At 61.1% G+C, this 19,108-nt stretch carries 17 protein-coding genes; 8 read left to right on the top strand and 9 right to left on the bottom strand.

The window, feature by feature from the left end; genetic code table 11:
- Nucleotides 1–46: 46 nt before the first annotated feature.
- The 3 genes from trhA to ACYZUA_RS04415 form a co-directional block, all read right to left on the bottom strand.
- Nucleotides 47–664, bottom strand: a complete 618-nt coding sequence (trhA, locus tag ACYZUA_RS04425) for a PAQR family membrane homeostasis protein TrhA (RefSeq protein ID WP_403140492.1) — start codon at nt 662–664, stop codon at nt 47–49.
- A 285-nt stretch (nt 665–949) separates the two neighbouring features.
- Nucleotides 950–1,375 carry a hypothetical protein gene (locus ACYZUA_RS04420; RefSeq protein WP_461962214.1) on the bottom strand — a complete coding sequence of 142 codons (426 nt, stop codon included), beginning with the start codon at nt 1,373–1,375 and terminating at the stop codon, nt 950–952.
- Nucleotides 1,338–1,967 (bottom strand): transcriptional regulator, encoded by a 630-nt coding sequence (locus tag ACYZUA_RS04415; protein WP_461962213.1) that lies wholly within the window; start codon nt 1,965–1,967, stop codon nt 1,338–1,340. Before ACYZUA_RS04415 ends, ACYZUA_RS04420 begins: the two co-directional genes overlap by 38 nt.
- 306 nt (nt 1,968–2,273) lie before the next feature.
- Between ACYZUA_RS04415 and ACYZUA_RS04410 the strand changes: the two genes are divergently transcribed.
- The gene (locus ACYZUA_RS04410) at nt 2,274–2,651 is read left to right on the top strand and encodes a DUF6124 family protein (protein WP_461962212.1); all 378 of its coding nucleotides are present in this window, start codon (nt 2,274–2,276) and stop codon (nt 2,649–2,651) included.
- Between the two features lie 140 nt (nt 2,652–2,791).
- Here ACYZUA_RS04410 and ACYZUA_RS04405 read toward each other — a convergent pair whose 3' ends face one another.
- From ACYZUA_RS04405 to pilG, 6 genes are all read right to left on the bottom strand, one after another.
- On the bottom strand, nt 2,792–3,247 hold the full coding sequence (locus ACYZUA_RS04405; RefSeq protein ID WP_461962211.1) for a chemotaxis protein CheW: 456 nt from the start codon (nt 3,245–3,247) through the stop codon (nt 2,792–2,794).
- A complete protein-coding gene (locus ACYZUA_RS04400; protein WP_461962210.1) occupies nt 3,240–9,143 on the bottom strand; it encodes an Hpt domain-containing protein in 5,904 nt (1,967 codons plus the stop codon). Before ACYZUA_RS04400 ends, ACYZUA_RS04405 begins: the two co-directional genes overlap by 8 nt.
- 37 nt (nt 9,144–9,180) lie before the next feature.
- The gene (locus ACYZUA_RS04395) at nt 9,181–11,238 is read right to left on the bottom strand and encodes a methyl-accepting chemotaxis protein (RefSeq protein WP_461962209.1); all 2,058 of its coding nucleotides are present in this window, start codon (nt 11,236–11,238) and stop codon (nt 9,181–9,183) included.
- Between the two features lie 125 nt (nt 11,239–11,363).
- Nucleotides 11,364–11,897, bottom strand: coding sequence for a chemotaxis protein CheW (locus ACYZUA_RS04390; protein ID WP_461962208.1), 534 nt, complete (start codon nt 11,895–11,897; stop codon nt 11,364–11,366).
- A 10-nt stretch (nt 11,898–11,907) separates the two neighbouring features.
- Complete coding sequence (gene pilH / locus ACYZUA_RS04385; protein ID WP_008068134.1) at nt 11,908–12,273, bottom strand: twitching motility response regulator PilH; 366 nt, start codon at nt 12,271–12,273, stop codon at nt 11,908–11,910.
- Nucleotides 12,274–12,330: 57 nt separating this feature from the next.
- Nucleotides 12,331–12,735: a twitching motility response regulator PilG gene (pilG, locus tag ACYZUA_RS04380; protein ID WP_008152601.1), complete on the bottom strand. Its 405-nt coding sequence runs from the start codon at nt 12,733–12,735 to the stop codon at nt 12,331–12,333.
- Between the two features lie 234 nt (nt 12,736–12,969).
- On the opposite strand from pilG, the gene gshB reads away from it, so the two are divergent.
- From gshB to ACYZUA_RS04345, 7 genes are all read left to right on the top strand, one after another.
- Complete coding sequence (gene gshB / locus ACYZUA_RS04375) at nt 12,970–13,923, top strand: glutathione synthase (protein ID WP_461962207.1); 954 nt, start codon at nt 12,970–12,972, stop codon at nt 13,921–13,923.
- 77 nt (nt 13,924–14,000) lie between these two features.
- Nucleotides 14,001–14,900, top strand: coding sequence for a TonB family protein (locus tag ACYZUA_RS04370; RefSeq protein ID WP_461962206.1), 900 nt, complete (start codon nt 14,001–14,003; stop codon nt 14,898–14,900).
- Between the two features lie 258 nt (nt 14,901–15,158).
- Complete coding sequence (locus ACYZUA_RS04365; RefSeq protein WP_461962205.1) at nt 15,159–15,731, top strand: YqgE/AlgH family protein; 573 nt, start codon at nt 15,159–15,161, stop codon at nt 15,729–15,731.
- Complete coding sequence (gene ruvX / locus ACYZUA_RS04360; protein ID WP_005792259.1) at nt 15,731–16,168, top strand: Holliday junction resolvase RuvX; 438 nt, start codon at nt 15,731–15,733, stop codon at nt 16,166–16,168. Before ACYZUA_RS04365 ends, ruvX begins: the two co-directional genes overlap by 1 nt.
- 100 nt (nt 16,169–16,268) lie before the next feature.
- Complete coding sequence (gene pyrR, locus ACYZUA_RS04355; RefSeq protein ID WP_461962204.1) at nt 16,269–16,772, top strand: bifunctional pyr operon transcriptional regulator/uracil phosphoribosyltransferase PyrR; 504 nt, start codon at nt 16,269–16,271, stop codon at nt 16,770–16,772.
- 27 nt (nt 16,773–16,799) lie between these two features.
- Entirely contained in the window at nt 16,800–17,804 is a 1,005-nt protein-coding gene (locus ACYZUA_RS04350) for an aspartate carbamoyltransferase catalytic subunit (protein ID WP_007897943.1), read from the top strand.
- Nucleotides 17,801–19,072: a dihydroorotase gene (locus ACYZUA_RS04345; protein WP_008152614.1), complete on the top strand. Its 1,272-nt coding sequence runs from the start codon at nt 17,801–17,803 to the stop codon at nt 19,070–19,072. The genes ACYZUA_RS04350 and ACYZUA_RS04345 overlap by 4 nt, the downstream gene beginning before the upstream one ends.
- Nucleotides 19,073–19,108: the final 36 nt, after the last annotated feature.

The raw sequence follows: 19,108 nt of genomic DNA, 5'->3' as shown, positions 1-19,108 counted from the left end.
ATGCCGCGGGGCCTTGTTCGCGGGCAAGCCTCGCTCCTACAGGGATCTACAAGACGTAAAACAGAATCGCCACGAAGTGCAGCAAACTCCCGGCGATCACGAACAGGTGCCAGATCCCGTGGGCATGGCGCAAACGACTGTCCAGCGCAAAAAAGACAATGCCCACGGTGTACAGCACGCCGCCCGACGCAAGCCAGGCGAAACCCGTACTGCCCAACGCCGCCAGTAACGGCTTGACCGCCACCAGCACGATCCAGCCCATCACCGCGTAGATCACGATCGACAGAATCCGCGCCTCCGAACGCGGTTTGATCTCTTGCAGGATGCCGATCAGCGCCAATCCCCAGACAATCCCGAACAACGTCCAGCCCCACGGCCCGCGCAGGGTCACCAGGCAGAATGGTGTGTAGCTGCCGGCAATCAGCAGGTAGATCGAAAAGTGATCGACCTTCTGCATGATCGCTTTCTTGCGCCCACGCACGCTGTGGTAAACGGTCGACGCGCTGTAAAGCACCAGCAAGGTAAACCCGTAAATCGCCACGCTGACGATCTTCCACGGGCTGCCGTCCATGCTGGCGATCACCAGCATCCACACCACCCCGACAAATGCCGCCACTGCCCCGACCAGATGCGTCCAGGCGTTCAATCTTTCCCCGTGATACATGTGTTGCTCACCTCAAAATTCGTTGCCGCATCGCGCAAGGCTCAGGCCTTGAGACTAAAAGCGCAATGTTTCAGAACACAATGCCCCCCTGTAAGAGCTGTCGTGGGGGGCATCTATCAAGCAGAGAGACGGATCGTTACGCTTAGGGTAATGGTTGACTGGGCGGACGCCATCGCGAGCAAGCTCGCTCCCACAATGGATCTCCGTCTTACACAAAACCCCTGTGGGAGCGAGCTTGCTCGCGATGGGGCCAGAACAATCCCCACTGTTTTCAATGACGGAGCATTACAGTCCGGTCATCTGCTGCTGTACGCGAATCAGAAGCTGTTCAGCACTTTCCAACAGCTGCGCCAACAACGCCGGATCTTCATCCATATAGCCTTCGTACTCCGCCAGGTTTCGTCGCTCATGACACAGGGCGAATAGCCGAACCTGTACTTTGCCAATATCAGCGGTATGACCCAGGCATTGGAACACCAGATATCGCTTGTCTGAACGGTAGCCGCACAAGCGAAGAGCCGTCAGTGCAAGGGCATGGGCAGCGTTGTAAGCCAGGTCGAAACGACTCGCGAAGGAAAGCGAAGACGTTTGCGCGTCTTTCAATCGATCCACAGCCGAACGCATGAGCCCTTCGCATTCCTTGCGATCCGGCGGCTCAGCTTTCAGTCCACCGCTACGTAACAGATTCTCCAGGTTCTCGTTGCTGCCCATCCTTGGACTCCAAAGGGTTTCCCCCCATCAGATTGATCTTGTCCTGCTGCGCTACCCGCACGACGAAGCTATTTTCAGCGGCCAGTTTCGCGGCCCAGTCGTCGGGGGTGTAGAGCGTCGGGTTGAGGACGCGGCCCAGTTGTTCCTCCAGAGGCATGAGCCGCTCCATCACTTCACTGTAGTGGAGGCTTTCGCCGATCAGCATGAGATCAATGTCACTGGATGCGTTTGCCGAATCCTTGGCGATTGAACCGTACACAAATGCCCAAGTGATCTGTTCGGCAAAGGGTTGGAGCGCCTGACGCAGAGGCTCGGCAATTCCAAAGGTTTTGCGGGCGATGCCCAACAGTTCCGCATAGATCGGGCAGTCGGGATTGGCTTGATAGTGGGTCTGGTTACCCTGACGGCTGAGGGTCAACACGCCCGCCTGCTGCAACCGATCCAGCTCGCGCATGAGGCTGCCTTTACCCACTTGAGCCCAGCGGGCGATCTCGTTGGCGTAAAAACTTCGGTCGGGTTTGCCGAACAACAAGCCCAGCACTTTTTGCTGAGTCGTCGTGAACAGGGCTTCGCTGAGGGAAAGGTTTTTCACAGTGGCAACCGATGAGTCCCAAAAAGGGAACGATAGGTCCCTTTTTGGGAATCTTCAACCTGTCGCGAGCCGAATGGGGATTTGTGTTTAAAAGTTTCTCCGCAGGACGGGTGAGAGGCTACGCAGTCTGGCGTCGCTGCCTACAGCAATGCCGGAACCCGCCGACTGGTGCGGTTTTGCGTTGATCTTTATCGTTTGGGGGTCGCTGCACATCCAGTGACTGGGACTGGAAACCCCAAAAAAAAGGGCGCAAAAGCGCCATTCATAACGAATGGGCCAATTCCAATCTGTAAGCGGAAACTCATTATGTCCAAGGTAACGCCCAACTCAGCAGATAACACTGACACCGATTCCCAAGCATCCCTCGAAGCCGAAAAACTCAAGGAAGCCGCTGACCGCGTCTTTTCCTACTACTTCCCACCCCATGAAAAACCGGGCAAGCGCCGCAAACATCACCTCTTTAGCGTCTCCCCCAATATCGACACCGAAGCCCTTCTGACCAATGCCTCCGAAGACCTGCTGTCCATCAGCGCCATTGCTGCCGATCTGGCGGACGATGTGGAAGGCTCACGCCGCTCTGTAGCCTTGGCGCTCAGCCGCATGGCGGATGGGGTGCAGTTGTTGGTGGAGCGGGCGCTGGATCATCATGAGACGGCGCAGATGGCGGCTCAGGCCAGGGTTTAGCCGTCAGGTTTGAGGTGAATTGACGGCCGCCATCGTCGGAACGCCGCCCGGAGCAAGCTCGCTCCCACATTGGATCTGCGGCGTACACAAAACCTGTGGGAGCGAGCTTGCTCCGGGCGGCGTTCCGACGATGGGGCCAGTCAGGTCAACCCGGCATTCACCAGCAACTCCTCCAACGCCAACAAGTTCGGCACCTTCGCCACTTGCTCCCCCACCTGCACCGCCGCCTGCTCCAGCGCACACAACGGCACATCCACATAGCTCAACTGACTATCAAGCTTGTAAGACCGCGGAATCCCCTGCACCAGCAACGCAATGAATTTCAAATCGGGCCGCCCACCGAGCGCATTGAGAATGACAATCCGCGCCCGCTCACCGATGACGATTTTCTGCCCACACGCCGACTCAAAACTCAGCAACGGAATCTGCCGGTTCCGCCACATGACCCGCCCGAGGTACCACGGCGGCGTGTCGAGGTCGAAGGCGCTGGGTTGGTAATCAATAAGCTCCGCAACCGCGACGTTGGGCAAAATCAGGTTGCGGTCAGCCAAGGGCAACAACAGCCCGGTCAGGTTGCTGGTGCGATGCTCAAGCATGGGTTTTGCTCCACAGGGTGATGCTTTCGAGCAGCACCGATTCCTGGTACGGCTTGCCAAGGTAGTCGTTGACGCCGATGGCCATGGCGCGGTCGCGGTGTTTCTGGCCGGTGCGGGAGGTGATCATGATGATCGGCAGGTGTTGCAGACGTTCGTCGGCGCGGACCTGGGTGGCGACTTCGAAGCCGTCCATGCGCGGCATTTCGATGTCCAGCAGCATCAGGTCGGGCATGTGTTCTTCAAGCAGCAGCATGGCGTCGACACCGTCCTTGGCGGTCAGCACGTTCATGCCGTGGCGTTCCAGCAGGCGGCTGGTGACTTTGCGCACCGTGACCGAATCGTCGACCACCAACACCAGCAGTGGCTTGTGCGGCTCGACCTCCGCCTCCTGAGTCACTGGCTGTTGCGGCACACGGGCCTGCATCGCACGGATCGGTGCCAGCAAATCGAGAATCAGCACCACCCGCCCATCGCCGAGAATCGTGGCCCCGGACAAACCCTGCACCGCTGCAAACTGCGGGCCGAGGCTTTTGACCACGATCTCGCGAGTGCCGGCCATGGAGTCGACTTGCACCGCGATGTGCCGCTCGTTGCACTGCACCAGCAACACCGGCAACGGCAGGCTCTGTCCCAGCAGTTTCGGACGGTGGCTGGTTTTCAGCAGTTCACCGAGGTAACACAGTTCATAGTGTTGCCCGGCGTATTTGTAGGTCGGCGGATCGAGCCGGTAATGCCCTTCAAGCTCGTTGGGCAGCACGCGAACGATGCCGTCGATGGTGTTCAACGGGATCGCGTACTGATCATCAAAGCACTGCACCATCAGCGCCCGATTGACCGACACGGTAAACGGCAGGCGAATCCGGAAGTGCACGCCCTGCCCCGGCACAGAGTCGATGCTCATGCTGCCGCCGAGTTGCCGGACCTCTTCATGCACCACGTCCATGCCGACGCCGCGCCCGGAAATCTGGGTGATTTTCTCGGCGGTGGAGAACCCCGGTTGCAGGATGAATTGCAGGACATCGCGGTCGCTGATGTCGCTGTCCGGGGCCAGCAACCCGCGCTTGATCGCCTTGCGCCGCACCGCGTCCAGCGGCACGCCGGCACCGTCGTCGCGGATGTCGAAAATGATGTCGCCGCCCTCGCGCGACAGGTCGAGGGTGATACGACCCTGCGCCGGTTTACCCGCCGCGGTACGCACCTCGGCCGATTCCAGGCCATGATCCACGGCGTTGCGCAGCATGTGTTCCAACGGTGCGGCCATGCGTTCGAGGACGTTGCGGTCCATCTCGCCTTCAGCATTGCCGACGATAAACTCCACGTCCTTGCCCAGCTCGCCGGAGACCTGACGGACGATCCGCTTCAAGCGCGGCAGCATCCGTTCGAACGGCACCATGCGCGTACGCATCAGGCCTTCCTGCAATTCGGTGTTGATGCGGCCTTGTTGTTGCAGCAGGTTTTCCGCGTCCTGATTGCGTCGGTCGAGGGTTTCCTTGAGGTCGAGCAAGTCGGAGGCGGATTCGAACAGCGCGCGCGACAGTTGCTGCAACTGTGAGTGGCGGTCCATTTCCAGCGGATCGAATTCTTCGTAGCCCAGGCGTTCGGCATCGACTTGTTGACGGCTGAGAATCCGCCCCTGGGTTTCAGTATCGAGCCGGCGCAATTGGTCGCGCATGCGCTCGATGGTGGTTTCCATCTCGCTCAGGGTCACGCGTGCATCATTGACCTGTTGTTCGATCCGGCCACGGAAGATCGACGTTTCGCCGGCCAGGTTCACCAGATCATCGAGTAATTCTGCCGAGACCTTGACCATGTCCGCGCCGGCATCCGATTGCGCTGCGGGCGTCTCGATTTTCGACGTTACGGAGACCACGGCCGGTGCCGGTGCTGCGGGCACCGCCGGATGACTGAAGTTCTTGATCGCGTCGATCAGTTGATCGGCGGGCGGCAAAGGCTGACCGGCACGGGTCGCGTCGAGCATCTGCGCCAGTCGGTCGTGGCTGCTTTGCAACAAGCCGAACAATGCGGCGGTGGGTTGCAGTACGCCAGCCGAGAGGCCTTCGTAGAGAAATTCCAGCTCATGGGCGAGGTCGCCGATCGGCGCGATTTCCACCATCCGCGCGCCACCCTTGAGGGTGTGCAGGTCACGCAGCAGGGTTTCCACTTCCTGACGATTCGACGGCTCGGCCTGCCAGCGCACCAGCGCCGCGCCGGAGTTTTCGATGATGTCGAAACCTTCCTCGAGGAAGATCTCCAGCAGCTCCGGATCATGGCCCGGTGAATCCCCGTTCCGCGCCGGTTCGACCGTTTCAACAGTGCTGGCATTGCCTTGGCGAAACTCGCGAATGGCCTCGATCACCTCACCCGGATCGCCCAATGGCCGCTGGTTCTGCAACTGGTCAAGCAGCTGCGCGAGCCGGTCATGACTGTGTTGCAGCAGGTGCGCCAAGGCTTCGCTGTAGGCGTAACGGCGGTCCACCAGACCTTCGTAAAGGCTTTCCAGCTCATGAGCCAGATCACCGACCGGCTCGACCTCGGCCATCCGCGCGCCGCCCTTGAGGGTGTGTAAATCACGCTGCAATGACAACAGCGGCGCGGCGTTGTCCGGGTCGCTCAGCCAGCGCTGCAAGGCCTGGCCGGCGCTTTCGAGGATATCCACCGCCTCTTCGAGGAAGATCGAAACGATCTCATCGTCCAGCTCAACCTGGGTCGCGGTCTGTTCCAGTTCGGCAGTGGCACTGCCCAGTTCCCGGATGCTCAGGGTACGGCTGCCGTCACTGCGAATCAGCCCCATCGCCGACGGATCCAGGCTCTCATCGAGCAACCCGCGCAAGGCCCGGATGCGTTCCGGTTGCGGGCTGACTTCCTGGCCGGCGGCCAGTTCGTCGAGCATGTTGATCAGCGCTTCATGGGCACTTTGCGCCTCATGGAAAAACGCCTCGCTGACCGCCAGACTGCTTTCTTCCACCGCACCATAGAGGTCGAGCAAGGCTTCGCAGAGTTCATCCACCGGATGCAGATCAGCCAGGTGCGCGCCTTCGCCGAGGGTGGTCAATTCATCCAGCAATGCGCTGAGTTCCTGACGCTCGCCGGGATGTTGCTGCCAGCGTTGCAACAGGCTTTCGGCGTCGAGCAGGATGTCCATGCCTTGCGCGAGGAAGTTGTTGATCAGTTGCGGATCACGCTTGATGCGCAACCCGGTGTTCGGTGAACTCAGGAGCGTTTCCAGACGCTCGGCCAGCAACGCCTGGGTTCGCTCGATCAATGAGCGGGCGCCGGGAATCTCGGCCATCGGGTCGGTTTTGAGCTGTCGCAACCCGAGACGGAACAGTCCTTCGGCTTCGAGTAACAGTTCGACTTCGTCCAGGTCGAGGGCGAGCAGGTGCGCCTTGTACTCCCGGGTCAAATGATCCAGTGGCTTCGCCAGTTCGGCAATCGGCAATACGCCAGCCATGGAGGCGCTGCCCTTGAGGGTGTGCAGCGCCCGTTGCAACTCGTCGCTGGCCTGCAATGGCACGTGCTCGGCGGCTTGATCGAGGAAACGGTTGAGGCTGCCCAAATGGGTTTCGGCTTCGTTGCGGAAGATCTCAAGCAGCAGCGGATCGAGGGCGGCGACGTCTTGTGCGTCCTCGTCGAGTATCGGCTCGTTGCCCTTGGCCAAGGCGTGGGCGCGTGCGGCCAATTGGTCGACATCGTTGCGCTGGCGCTGGGCATGGTTGGCAAACTCGGCCACCAGTTCCGGCAGCAGATTCAGCGCATCGCCCAGCAGTTGTTGCACCGCCGGCCCCGGCGGAACGCTGTGTTCCAGCACACGGTTGAGCAGGTTTTCCACGGACCAGGCCAATTCGCCCAGCACCAGCGCGCGGACCATCCGGCCACTGCCCTTGAGCGTATGGAACGCCCGGCGCAGTTCGCTCAGGGCCGATTTACTCTCGGGATCGGCCGACCAGCGCGGCAGGTACTCGCGGAGGATTTCCAGGACTTCATCGGTTTCTTCGAGGAACACTTCCCGCAGCTCATCGTCCACCGGTTCTTCACCGGTGGGCGGCGGCAACAGGCTTCCCGGGGTGGTCAGGGCGGGCGGATTGACGGAGGACACGGGGCTGGCCAATACATCGGCCAGTGACTGGATATCAGGGTCGTCCAGTTCCTGCAGATCCTGCATGACCTGCGCTTCACTCGGGCTGAGCACATCTTCAAGCACCGGCACCTGTTGCTCGATGGGGAAAAAGCCGAGTGAGGCCAGGCTTTTTTCCGCGACGTCGAGCAACTTTTCGCCCGGCGCTTCGGGGTCGTCGCTGAGGCGCTCCAGGTAATACTCGATGCTGGTGATGACGTCGGCCAGGCTGTCCAGTTCCTGCCAGCCGGGATGATCCGGATCCAGCAGCAGGTGCTCGCGGATGAAGTGGTTGCAGGTTTCGATCAGGCTCGCCGCACGGCTCAACGGAATCATCGCCAGCGCACCGCGCACTTGGGTCAGCAAGGCCGGCAGTGGCTGCAAGTGCTGGCGATCCCAGTCGGCGTCGATGTAGTCGACGATCATGTCCTTGGCCTGTTGCAGGCAGATGCGCGCTTCCTTGATCACGATCTGATGGATCTGGGTCAGGTCGGTGGTCGGCAGGCGGCTGTCTTCCTGGCTTTCCGGCTCGACGGTGCCGACCATGCCGGCGAGGTTTGCTTCGACGTAGAGCAAGGCACCGGCGACGTCCATCAGGATCGCGTCGTTGGGCTCACGCTGGCCCTGGACGAGGCTCAGCACCACCGCCAGTTGGTCGATGATGACCTTGCGTGGCTGGCCGAAACCGAGCACCGCCAGGGTGTCAGCGATTTGCCGCAGGGGCGCCAGCAGGCTTTCGAGGTCCGAGGTGTGCTGGCGGTCGCTGCGCACGAACAGGTCCAGGCGCTCCTTGACCCGCACCAGCTCTTCACACAAAGCGGCCAACACCGAACGCATGGCATCGCGGTCGGGACCGGCCAGCCGTGCTCGTTCTTCGTCGACCATCGCGCTGTCAGGCAGCGCGTCGTCAAGTGAGTAGCGATCTTTCATGGTCAGCATCTGCCCGGTGGGATGTTCGGCCTTGGCAATGTAGAACAGCAAACTCTTGAGCAACTCCAGCGGCGCCGGCTGATTGATTCCGGGTATGCCCTGTTCGAGCAGGCGCTTCAGTTCTTTATCGGCCTCCTTGAACAGACTGCGCAACGCCGGACTGTTGGCGATCGAACCGTCGCGCATGCCTTCGACCAGCGCCGAGGCGACTTGCCACAACGGACTCAGGGGTGCGTTGCCGCACAGCCCTTCGAGGCGCGCAAAAACTTTGGTCAGGTAACCGAGATTGGTTTCGCCGTCCTGCTCACGCAGCAATCCGACCAGGGCCATCTGCAACATCTGCCGCAACTTGCGCAGCACATTCGGTAAATCCGCCGGTTCCAGCAGCGCCAGCGACTCTTCGTCCAGTGGCGGCAGGTCCGGCAATTGCGGGCTGAACAGGCTGGTTTCCGACAACAGGCTTTCGCCACGGGCGCTGCGCAGATCGTTGATCAGTGGCAACACGACCAGCGGCAGGTCGCGGCGCGCACCTTGCACCCGGTCGAGGTAAATCGGCAGTTGCCCAAGGGCTTGCAGCAACAGGTGGAGCGTCTCATCGCGATGACTGACGCGGTTCTGTTGCAAAGCCGTGGTCAGATGTTCCATCTCTTCGGCGAGCAGCGCCGCGCCGTAGAACTCGACCATCTGCAAACTGCCGTGAACCTGATGGATGCACGCCAGGCATTCACTGAGGGCGTGCGTCGCCTGCGGGTCATCAAGCAACGTTTCAATCGCCTGGTGAGCCACTTTCAGCGTTTCGGCAATCTCGCCTTTGACCCACTCGAGGGCCACATAGTCGTGCCGATCACCCATAACCACTCCACTCATAATTCGCGCGCCTCAAGGCGCATCACACTTTATCCGCAGCCTGCGCCTTGGCGGCCGGCAAGGTGAAACCGGATACCGAACGCCGCAGCTGACTGGCCATTTTCGCCAGGTTGCCAATGCTCTCGGCGGTGGCGGTGGAGCCGGAGGAGGTCTGCGTGGTGATCTGCTGGATCACGTTCATCGTCAGGGAAATCTGACCGGCCGAAGACGTCTGTTGCTGCGCTGCGTTGGAAATACTCTGGATCAACGCGGCGAGGGTCTTCGACACGCCTTCGATTTCTTCCAGGGCCACTCCGGCATCCTGCGCCAGACGCGCGCCGCGCACCACTTCGGTGGTGGTCTGTTCCATGGAAATCACGGCTTCGTTGGTGTCGGTCTGAATCGCCCGCACCAAGGTTTCGATCTGCCGGGTGGCGGCGGACGAGCGCTCGGCCAGCCGCTGGACTTCATCGGCGACCACCGCAAAACCGCGCCCGGCATCACCGGCCATGGAGGCCTGGATCGCCGCGTTGAGCGCAAGGATGTTGGTCTGATCGGCAATGTCATCGATCAGGCTGACAATGTCGCCGATTTCCTGAGAAGACTCGCCGAGGCGTTTGATGCGCTTGGCGGTGTCCTGAATTTGCTCGCGAATATTGTCCATGCCGTGGATGGTGTTGTGCACCACCTCATTGCCCTTGTTGGCGATTTCCACCGAGCGTTCGGCCACCGCCGACGATTCGGCGGCGTTGGCCGAGACCTGATCGATAGACTGGGCCATGTCGTTGATCGCAGTGGAGGCTTCGGCAATCTGCTGCGCCTGATGCTCGGAAGCCTGGGCCAGGTGCATGGCGGTGGCCTGGGTTTCCTGCACGGCAGCAGCGACCTGGCCAGCGGTGAGGTTGATGGTCGCCACCAGATCGCGCAGTTGGTCCACGGAGTAGTTGATCGAGTCGGCGATGGTCCCGGTGAAGTCTTCGGTCACCGAGGCGGTCACGGTCAGGTCGCCGTCCGCCAGGTCTTCGATCTCGTCGAGCAGGCGCATGATCGCGTTCTGGTTACGCTCGTTCTTCTCGGCCGTTTCGCGCAGCTGACGGTTGGTTTCACGGACCATCACCAGACCGATGAGGATGATCGACATCAGCGCCAACAGCCCCAGCACGTAGCCGCCAATGGTGTCGGTGTTGCGTCCGCCGGCCAGGTTTTCGAAACCGCTGGCCAGGTGCGAGGCTTCTTCGAGCAGGGTCTGCGACAGGGTGAAAATTTGGGTGGCCGACTCGCGGACCTTGAACAGCTCCGGCGAGGTTTCGAGGATTTCATCCACCGAACCCGAGACGAATTCGAACAGCTCGGAAATCTCGATCAACCGCGCGCGCGCATCGCGGTCTTCAACCTGGCTGACTTTCAGTGACGGATTGCCCTGGAGCATGCCGTTGAGCACCTGGCCGAATCGCGCCGCATCACGACCGAAGGCGTCGGCGGCCTGCTGCGAATTTTCATCACCGGACAGCACGGTGTTCACCGCACCGAGAATCCGCTCAGCCAATAGCGACTGGCGCTGGGCCATGGCCACCTGCGCCGCCGGGGCACCGCGCTGGAGGAGGGTTTCGACGACTTTTTCGTACTCGACCTGCAACTGCGGCACGGTTTCGGCCAGCGTCGCGGCGACTTGATGCAGCGACAGCACGGTCTGTTCGCTGGAGAGGATCGCGTCGGTGTTTTTCAGCAAGCGTTCCCAGTCCAGTTGCACGGCACGCATTTCCGGGCGCACGGTGGACGGCGCCGGCGGCAGGCCGGTGGCGGGATCGCCTTTCTTCAGATAGCCCCAGCGTTGGGCAAAGTCGTTGCGCGCATCGCTCAGCAGCTTGAACGCCGCCGCCTTGCCGGCAGCGGCTTCGGTGGCGTTCTTGGCAATGCGCTGGGACAGCACGCGCAGCTCTCCGGCGTGGCCGATGTACTGTTTGTCGTACGTGGCCTGGGTGTTGAGGTACGCGAAGTTGGCGAACAGCAGCATGATGAAGACGATCAGCGCAATGAACAGCGCGATGATCTGCGACCGGCTGCGCGACCCTTCTGGCTTGCCTGTTTTTGCTTTTATCATCGGTCCTCGCCTGAACAGCTGAATGAGTACCTGTAGGAGCAAGGCTTGCCCGCGATGAACGAAAACGCGGTGTGCCTGCAAGACCGCGTCGCCTGCATCGCGGGCAAGCCTTGCTCCTACAAGGATTACAGCGCGACGTGCATGAAGCTTTGCGACTGCACCAACGCAAACGGGCTGAACACATGCCAACTCTGCTCGCGCTGAAACTGGCCCTGGATGAATGGTGCAATCGCGCCGCTCAAGCCATCTGCCGGTTCCAGACTGTCCTGGGCAAAGTGCTGGAGGCCGAAGACTTCATCGACCATCAACCCGGCAAACACCTCGTTATGCTCGACCACCAATACCCGGCGCTGCTTGCGCACGACTGACAGTTCATGTCCGAAGAAGCCGCACAAGTCGATGATCGGCAACAGACGCCCGCGCAGGTTGGCCACGCCCTTGACCCAGGGTCTGACCCCCGGCAGCTGGGTACACCTCGGCTCGTGCAACACTTCGCTGACTTCACCCATCGGCGCGACATACCAGTGCTCGCCCAGACGAAAACCGATGCCGCTCCAACTGTCTTGCCGGGTCGGCTGGGACGGCAAGTCCGCCGCCAGCAGACGACAACGCTGGTCGATCTGCAGCAGCAGTTCGAAAGCCGTCAGCGACTCGGTCATGGCCGGACGATCAACCGGCCAGCACGTTGTTCAGGGTTTTGATCAGGGTTTCTTCGTCGACCGGTTTGGTCAGGTAATCCTTGGCGCCCTGGCGCGTGCCCCAGACTTTGTCGGTTTCCTGATCCTTGGTGGTGATGATGATCACCGGGATGTGCCCGGTTTCCGGGTCTTTGGTCAGCTGACGGGTCGCCTGGAAACCATTGAGGCCAGGCATGACGATATCCATCAGCACCGCGTCGGGTTTTTCCTGACGGGCCAGGGCCACGCCGTCGGCGCCGTTTTCGGCTTTCAACACTTCATGACCGTGCTTTTCCAGCATGCCGGTCAGTTTGTACATTTCGGTCGGCGAATCATCGACGATCAGAATACGTGCCATGGTCTTCCCCATTCTTGTCGACGCCGGGCCCGCTGGCCGAGCGTCACTGTGCGTGTCCTACTGCGGCAAAACGGCGGCGAAGCCCGGTACATGGGCCTGGATCGCGTTCAGCAGTTCTTCCTTGCTGAAAGGCTTGGTCAAAAACTGGTCGGAGCCGACGATGCGCCCCTTGGCCTTGTCGAACAGCCCATCCTTGGACGACAGCATAATCACTGGCGTGGACTTGAACGCACTGTTGTTCTTGATTAAAGCGCAGGTCTGATAACCATCCAGACGCGGCATCATGATGTCGACAAAAATGATGCCGGGGTGATTGTCGGCAATCTTGGCCAGGGCATCGAAACCATCGATGGCGGTGATCACTTCACAGCCCACATTTTTCAACAGCGTTTCGGCGGTGCGACGAATCGTTTTCGAATCATCGATCACCATGACCTTCAAGGCGCTGGAATGCTGTTCCATAAATGCTCTGCCGTCGCCTTTGCGAATCAAATTGTCCATTTCCGATAACCGGAGGCTCGAAACCCTTGATGTTCAAGGGCCAGCGCGATATGGCAGCCTTTTTAGCACAGTCTCCAAAACCAATCTATCGGGGGACTGGCACAGTGGTTTTTCCTTGACCGGGAACACTGTGAGCGCCAATCTGACGCCACTTTTTCGTGCCGCACCGGCCACCCAAATTTCGAGGAAAAACCCATGAGCGTTCGCGTCGGGATTGTCATGGATCCTATTGCCAGCATCTCCTATAAAAAGGATAGCTCGCTGGCCATGCTGCTGGCCGCACAGAAGCGCGGCTGGGAACTGTTCTATATGGAACAGGGCGATTTGTACCAGGCCGAAGGCGAAGCGCGGGCGCGGATGCGTCCGTTGAAAGTCTTCGCCAACCCGGAAAAATGGTTCGAACTCGACGCCGAGACCGACGCGCTGCTGAGCGATCTGGACGTGATCCTGATGCGCAAGGATCCGCCGTTCGACATGGAATTCGTCTACTCCACTTACCTGCTGGAGCAAGCAGAACGCGCTGGCGTGCTGGTGGTCAACAAGCCGCAAAGCCTGCGTGACTGCAACGAAAAGCTGTTCGCCACGCTGTTCCCGCAGTGCACGCCGCCGACCATCGTCAGCCGTCGCCCGGACGTACTGCGTGAATTCGCCGATCACCACGGCGACGTGATCCTCAAGCCGCTGGACGGCATGGGCGGTTCTTCGATCTTCCGCCACACCGCTGGCCACCCGAACCTGTCGGTGATCCTCGAAACCCTGACCCTGCACGGCAAACAGCAGATCATGATTCAGGGCTACCTCCCGGAAATCGTTGACGGTGACAAACGCATCCTGATGATCGATGGCGAGCCGGTGGATTACTGCCTGGCGCGAATTCCTGCCGCCGGTGAAACCCGTGGCAACCTCGCCGCCGGTGGCCGTGGCGAAGCTCGACCGCTCACCGAGAAAGATCGCTGGATCGCCGCACAGGTCGGCCCGACCCTGCGCGAAAAAGGCCTGTTGTTCGTCGGTCTGGACGTGATTGGGGAGCATCTGACGGAAATCAACGTCACCAGCCCGACCTGCATTCGTGAGATTGATAACGCGTTTGGCACCGACATCGGTGGCCTGCTGATGGATGCCATCGATCAGAAGCTCAAGGCCCGTTGATATAGAACAGCCAAGAAACGACCAACATTGCGTTATCATCCGCGGCCTGTGAAAAACGCGATGTTGGTTTTTTTGTCATGACACTTCCGTCCGATCTGCCCGCTGAACTCGCCCATCGTGGCGTGCGCCCGGCTGATCGCCTCGGTTTTACCCTGTTTCTCGCGGCGCTGATTCACCTGGCTTTGCTGTTGGGCGTCGGTTTTACGATGGTCGAACCCAAGCAAATCAGCAAAACCCTGGAAATCACCCTCGCTACCTTTAAAAGCGAAAAGAAGCCTGAGAAAGCCGATTTCCTCGCTCAAGAGAATCAGCAAGGCAGCGGCACCCTGGATAAAAAGGCGATCCCCAAGACCACCGAGGTCGCGCCTTTCCAGGACAACAAGGTGCAGAAGGTCACGCCACCGCCGGCGGCCAAGCCTGAAGTGAAGGAAGCCGCACCGAAGGCAGCCGTGACGACCGTTGCACCGAAGCCGAAAAAGGCCCCGGCCAAAACCGAAGAACCCAAGCCCGTCACCAAACCCGCAGTCGCCGCGCCAACGTTCGACAGTGAACAGCTGTCCAGCGACATCGCCAGCCTGGAAGCGGAACTGGCCAACGAACAACAACTGTATGCCAAACGCCCGCGTATCCATCGCCTGAGCGCCGCGTCGACCATGCGCGACAAGGGCGCCTGGTATAAGGACGAGTGGCGCAAGAAAGTCGAGCGCATCGGTAATCTGAATTACCCCGACGAAGCCCGACGCAAGCAGATCTACGGCAATTTGCGCCTGATGGTTTCGATCAACCGCGATGGCTCGCTCTTTGAAGTGCTGGTGCTGGAGTCGTCCGGCCAACCGCTGCTGGATCAGGCAGCGCAGCGCATCGTGCGGCTGGCGGCGCCGTTTTCACCGTTTACCGGGGATCTGTCGGATATCGATCGTCTGGAAATCATCCGGACCTGGAAGTTTGCCCGCGGGGACCGACTCTCCAGTAACTGACACCCCACAAATCCCTGTGGGAGCGAGCCTTTGTGGTGAGGGGATTTATCCCCGTTGGGTCGCGAAGCGGCCCCAAGCTTGCAACCCCGTTGTGTCTGACACACCGCATACGACTGCTGCGCAGCCGAACGGGGCGGTGCGACGTTTCGCTAAATCCCCTCACCACAAAGGCTCGCTCCCACACTTGACCTGTGTCGACTGCCAAATTGCGCCATCCTCAGCTTGTCAGTTCGCCCCTCCAACGCCACACTAGCGCTCATGAAGAACGTCAGCCCCAGCTACCTCAAGCATCACTTCCTGATCGCCATGCCTCACATGGTCGACCCGAACTTTGCGCACACCTTGACCTACATCGTCGAGCACACGGCCAATGGTGCCATGGGCCTGGTGGTCAATCGTCCGCAAGACCTCAACCTGGCCGATATCCTCGAACAACTGCGCCCCGACATCGAACCGCCGGTGCTCTGCCAGCATGTGCCGATCTTCATCGGCGGCCCGGTGCAGACCGATCGCGGTTTTGTCCTGCACCCCTCGGGGCAGAGTTATCAGGCCACCGTCGAACTTGATGAGAAACTGGCCCTGTCGACCTCCCAGGACGTGCTGTTCGCCATCGCCGACGGCGTCGGTCCGGCGAAAAGCCTGATCGTCCTTGGATACGCTGGCTGGGAAGCCGGGCAGCTGGAAGCCGAACTGGCCCAGAACGCCTGGCTGACCTGCCCGTTCGATGCCGATATTTTGTTCAACACCAGCAGTGAATTGCGCCTGGAAGCAGCGGCCAAGCACCTGGGCGTCAACCTCAGCCTGCTGACCAGCCAGGCGGGACACGCCTGATGGCCCTGCGCCTGATTTTGGGTTTCGACTACGGCACCAAACAGATCGGCGTTGCGGTCGGCCAGGTGATTACCGGCCAGGCCCGCGAGCTGTGCACCTTGAAGGCACAAAACGGTATTCCCGACTGGAATCAGGTCGAAGCTCTGATTAAAGAGTGGAAACCCGATGCCGTGGTGGTTGGCCTGCCCTTGAACATGGACGGCACGCCGAGCGACATGTGCCTGCGCGCCGAGAAATTCGCCCGCCGTCTCAACGGCCGCTACAACCTGCCCTTCTATACCCACGATGAACGCCTGACCACCTTCGAAGCCAAGGGTGAACGGCGTGATCGTGGCGGACAAAAGGGCAGCTACCGCGACAACCCGGTGGACGCCATCGCCGCCGCCCTGCTGCTGCAAGGCTGGCTCGACGAAAACACCGCACTGTTCGAGTCCTGACTGCATCTAATTCTAAAGAGCCGCAACAAGCGTCTCTACGTAGCGACAACCCGAGCCACCTCTCCAGCAGAACCCGGCTCGGGCCCAAGAAGGAGCAACCATGAGCCTGCCCAATCCCGCCGAACTGATCAGCCAGATGGCGACCCGTCTCGAGGCGCACCTGGAACACCGTGGCATCAGTGAACCGCGCTACATCGGCATTCGTACCGGTGGCGTCTGGGTCGCCCAGGCGTTGCTCGACGAACTGGGCAGCGACTCGCCCCTCGGCACCTTGGACGTCTCCTTCTACCGCGACGACTTCAGCCAGAACGGCCTGCACCCACAAGTGCGCCCTTCGGCGCTGCCGTTCGAGATCGAAGGCCAGCACCTGGTGCTGATCGACGACGTATTGATGAGCGGCCGGACCATCCGCGCCGCCCTCAATGAGCTGTTCGACTACGGCCGCCCGGCCAGCGTGACATTGGTGTGCCTGCTGGACCTGGACGCCGGCGAACTGCCGATCCGCCCGAATGTGGTTGGCGCGACTCTGTCGCTGTCCGCCCACGAACGGGTGAAACTGTCCGGCCCGGAACTCAAGCTCGAACTGCAAGACCTCGCCCTTTAATTCGCCCTATTGAGAGTCCCCCTCGCGATGACGCCTCTAGAAACCAAGCGCCCGCTGCAGCTCAATGATCAGGGCCAGCTGCGCCACTTCCTCTCGCTCGACGGTTTGCGCCGCGAGCTGCTGACGGAAATCCTCGACACCGCCGACTCGTTCCTCGAAGTCGGCGCCCGGGCGGTGAAGAAAGTCCCGTTGCTGCGCGGCAAGACCGTGTGCAACGTGTTTTTCGAGAACTCCACCCGCACCCGCACCACCTTCGAACTGGCGGCCCAGCGGCTGTCGGCGGACGTGATCACCCTGAACGTGTCCACGTCGTCGGCGAGCAAGGGCGAAACCCTGCTCGACACCCTGCGCAACCTGGAAGCCATGGCCGCCGACATGTTCGTCGTGCGCCACGGTGATTCCGGCGCGGCGCACTTCATCGCCGAACATGTCTGCCCGCAAGTGGCGATCATCAACGGCGGCGACGGCCGTCACGCCCACCCGACCCAGGGCATGCTCGACATGCTCACCATCCGCCGGCACAAGGGCGGCTTCGAAAACCTTTCGGTGGCTATCGTCGGCGACATCCTGCATTCGCGGGTGGCACGCTCGAACATGCTCGCGCTGAAAACCCTCGGCTGCCCGGACATCCGCGTGATCGCGCCGAAAACCCTGCTGCCGATCGGCATCGAGCAATACGGCGTGAAGGTTTACACCGACATGACCGAAGGCCTGAAAGACGTCGACGTGGTGATCATGCTGCGCCTGCAGCGTGAGCGCATGACCGGTGGCCTGCTGCCGAGCGAAGGTGAGTTCTACCGTCTGTTCGGCCTGACCACCGCGCGCCTGGCCGGGGCCAAACCGGATTGCATCGTCATGCACCCGGGGCCGATCAACCGTGGGGTGGAAATTGAGTCGGCAGTGGCCGACGGCCCGCACTCGGTGATCCTCAACCAAGTCACTTATGGCATCGCGATTCGTATGGCCGTGCTGTCCATGGCCATGAGCGGGCAGACTGCGCAACGTCAATTCGAGCAGGAGAACGCCCAGTGAAGCTCAGCATTCTCGGCGCCCGCGTCATCGATCCGGCCAGCGGCCTGGATCAAGTTACCGATATCCATATTGAAGCCTGCAAGATCATTGCCCTTGGCGCCGCGCCAGCCGGTTTCGTCGCCGTCGACACCCTCGACGCCAAAGGCCTGGTCGCCGCCCCTGGGCTGGTTGACCTGAACGTCGCCCTGCGCGAGCCGGGCTACAGCCGTAAAGGCTCAATCGTCAGCGAAACCCGCGCCGCCGCGGCCGGTGGCGTCACCAGCCTGTGCTGCCCGCCGAAAACCAAACCGGTGCTGGACACCTCGGCCGTGGCCGAATTGATCCTCGACCGCGCCCGCGAGGCCGGCAACACCAAAGTGTTCCCTATCGGCGCCCTGAGCAAAGGCCTGGACGGCGAACAGCTGGCCGAACTGGTCGCCTTGCGCGATGCCGGTTGCGTGGCCTTCGGCAACGGCCTGGACAGCTTTCGCAACACCCGCACGCTGTGCCGGGCGCTGGAATACGCCGCAACATTCGACCTGACGGTGATTTTCAACTCTCAGGACCATGACTTGGCCGAAGGTGGCCTGGCCCACGAAGGCCCGACTGCGAGTTTCCTCGGTTTGCCGGGCATTCCCGAAACCGCCGAAACCGTGGCTCTTGCGCGGGATCTGCTGCTGGTCGAGCAAAGTGGCGTGCGCGCGCACTTCAGCCAGCTCACCAGCGCCCGTGGCGTGGCCCTGATCGCTCAGGCCCAGGCTCGCGGCCTGCCGGTCACGGCCGATGTCGCCCTGTATCAGCTGATCCTGACCGACGAAGCGCTGATCGACTTCAGCAGCCTCTATCACGTCCAGCCGCCGCTGCGCACCCGCGCCGACCGCGATGGCCTGCGTGAAGCGGTGAAATCGGGTGTGGTCTCGGCCATTTCCAGCCATCACCAACCCCACGAGCGGGACGCCAAACTGGCGCCGTTCGGGGCCACCGAACCGGGTATCAGCAGCGTTGAACTGCTGCTGCCGTTGGCGATGACGCTGGTGGAAGACGGTTTACTGGACCTGCCGACGCTGTTGGCGCGCTTGAGCACCGGACCTGCCGAGGCGTTGCGCCTGCCGGCTGGCAAACTGGCGGTAGGTGGACCGGCGGATATCGTGCTGTTCGATCCGGCGGCGTCGACCGTGGCCGGTGAGACCTGGCTGTCCAAAGGCGAAAACTGCCCGTTCATTGGGCACAGCCTGCCAGGCGTGGTGCGTTACACCTTGGTGGATGGGCGTATTAGCCACCAGGCGTAAGACCGCGTCGCTGCAATCGCGAGCAAGCTTTGCTCC

The organism is Pseudomonas sp. LS2P72 (assembly GCF_054897865.1).
The sequence above is the reverse complement of the archived record's forward strand: the minus strand, read 5'-3'. Positions and strand labels throughout refer to the sequence as shown.

Coding starts and splice junctions, on each gene's coding strand:
- trhA (WP_403140492.1), bottom strand. CDS start 664: ATGTATCACGGGGAAAGATTGAACGCCTGGACGCATCTGGTCGGGGCA.
- ACYZUA_RS04420 (WP_461962214.1), bottom strand. CDS start 1,375: ATGGGCAGCAACGAGAACCTGGAGAATCTGTTACGTAGCGGTGGACTG.
- ACYZUA_RS04410 (WP_461962212.1), top strand. CDS start 2,274: ATGTCCAAGGTAACGCCCAACTCAGCAGATAACACTGACACCGATTCC.
- ACYZUA_RS04405 (WP_461962211.1), bottom strand. CDS start 3,247: ATGCTTGAGCATCGCACCAGCAACCTGACCGGGCTGTTGTTGCCCTTG.
- ACYZUA_RS04400 (WP_461962210.1), bottom strand. CDS start 9,143: ATGGGTGATCGGCACGACTATGTGGCCCTCGAGTGGGTCAAAGGCGAG.
- ACYZUA_RS04395 (WP_461962209.1), bottom strand. CDS start 11,238: ATGATAAAAGCAAAAACAGGCAAGCCAGAAGGGTCGCGCAGCCGGTCG.
- ACYZUA_RS04390 (WP_461962208.1), bottom strand. CDS start 11,897: ATGACCGAGTCGCTGACGGCTTTCGAACTGCTGCTGCAGATCGACCAG.
- pilH (WP_008068134.1), bottom strand. CDS start 12,273: ATGGCACGTATTCTGATCGTCGATGATTCGCCGACCGAAATGTACAAA.
- pilG (WP_008152601.1), bottom strand. CDS start 12,735: ATGGAACAGCATTCCAGCGCCTTGAAGGTCATGGTGATCGATGATTCG.
- gshB (WP_461962207.1), top strand. CDS start 12,970: ATGAGCGTTCGCGTCGGGATTGTCATGGATCCTATTGCCAGCATCTCC.
- ACYZUA_RS04370 (WP_461962206.1), top strand. CDS start 14,001: ATGACACTTCCGTCCGATCTGCCCGCTGAACTCGCCCATCGTGGCGTG.
- ACYZUA_RS04365 (WP_461962205.1), top strand. CDS start 15,159: ATGAAGAACGTCAGCCCCAGCTACCTCAAGCATCACTTCCTGATCGCC.
- ruvX (WP_005792259.1), top strand. CDS start 15,731: ATGGCCCTGCGCCTGATTTTGGGTTTCGACTACGGCACCAAACAGATC.
- pyrR (WP_461962204.1), top strand. CDS start 16,269: ATGAGCCTGCCCAATCCCGCCGAACTGATCAGCCAGATGGCGACCCGT.
- ACYZUA_RS04350 (WP_007897943.1), top strand. CDS start 16,800: ATGACGCCTCTAGAAACCAAGCGCCCGCTGCAGCTCAATGATCAGGGC.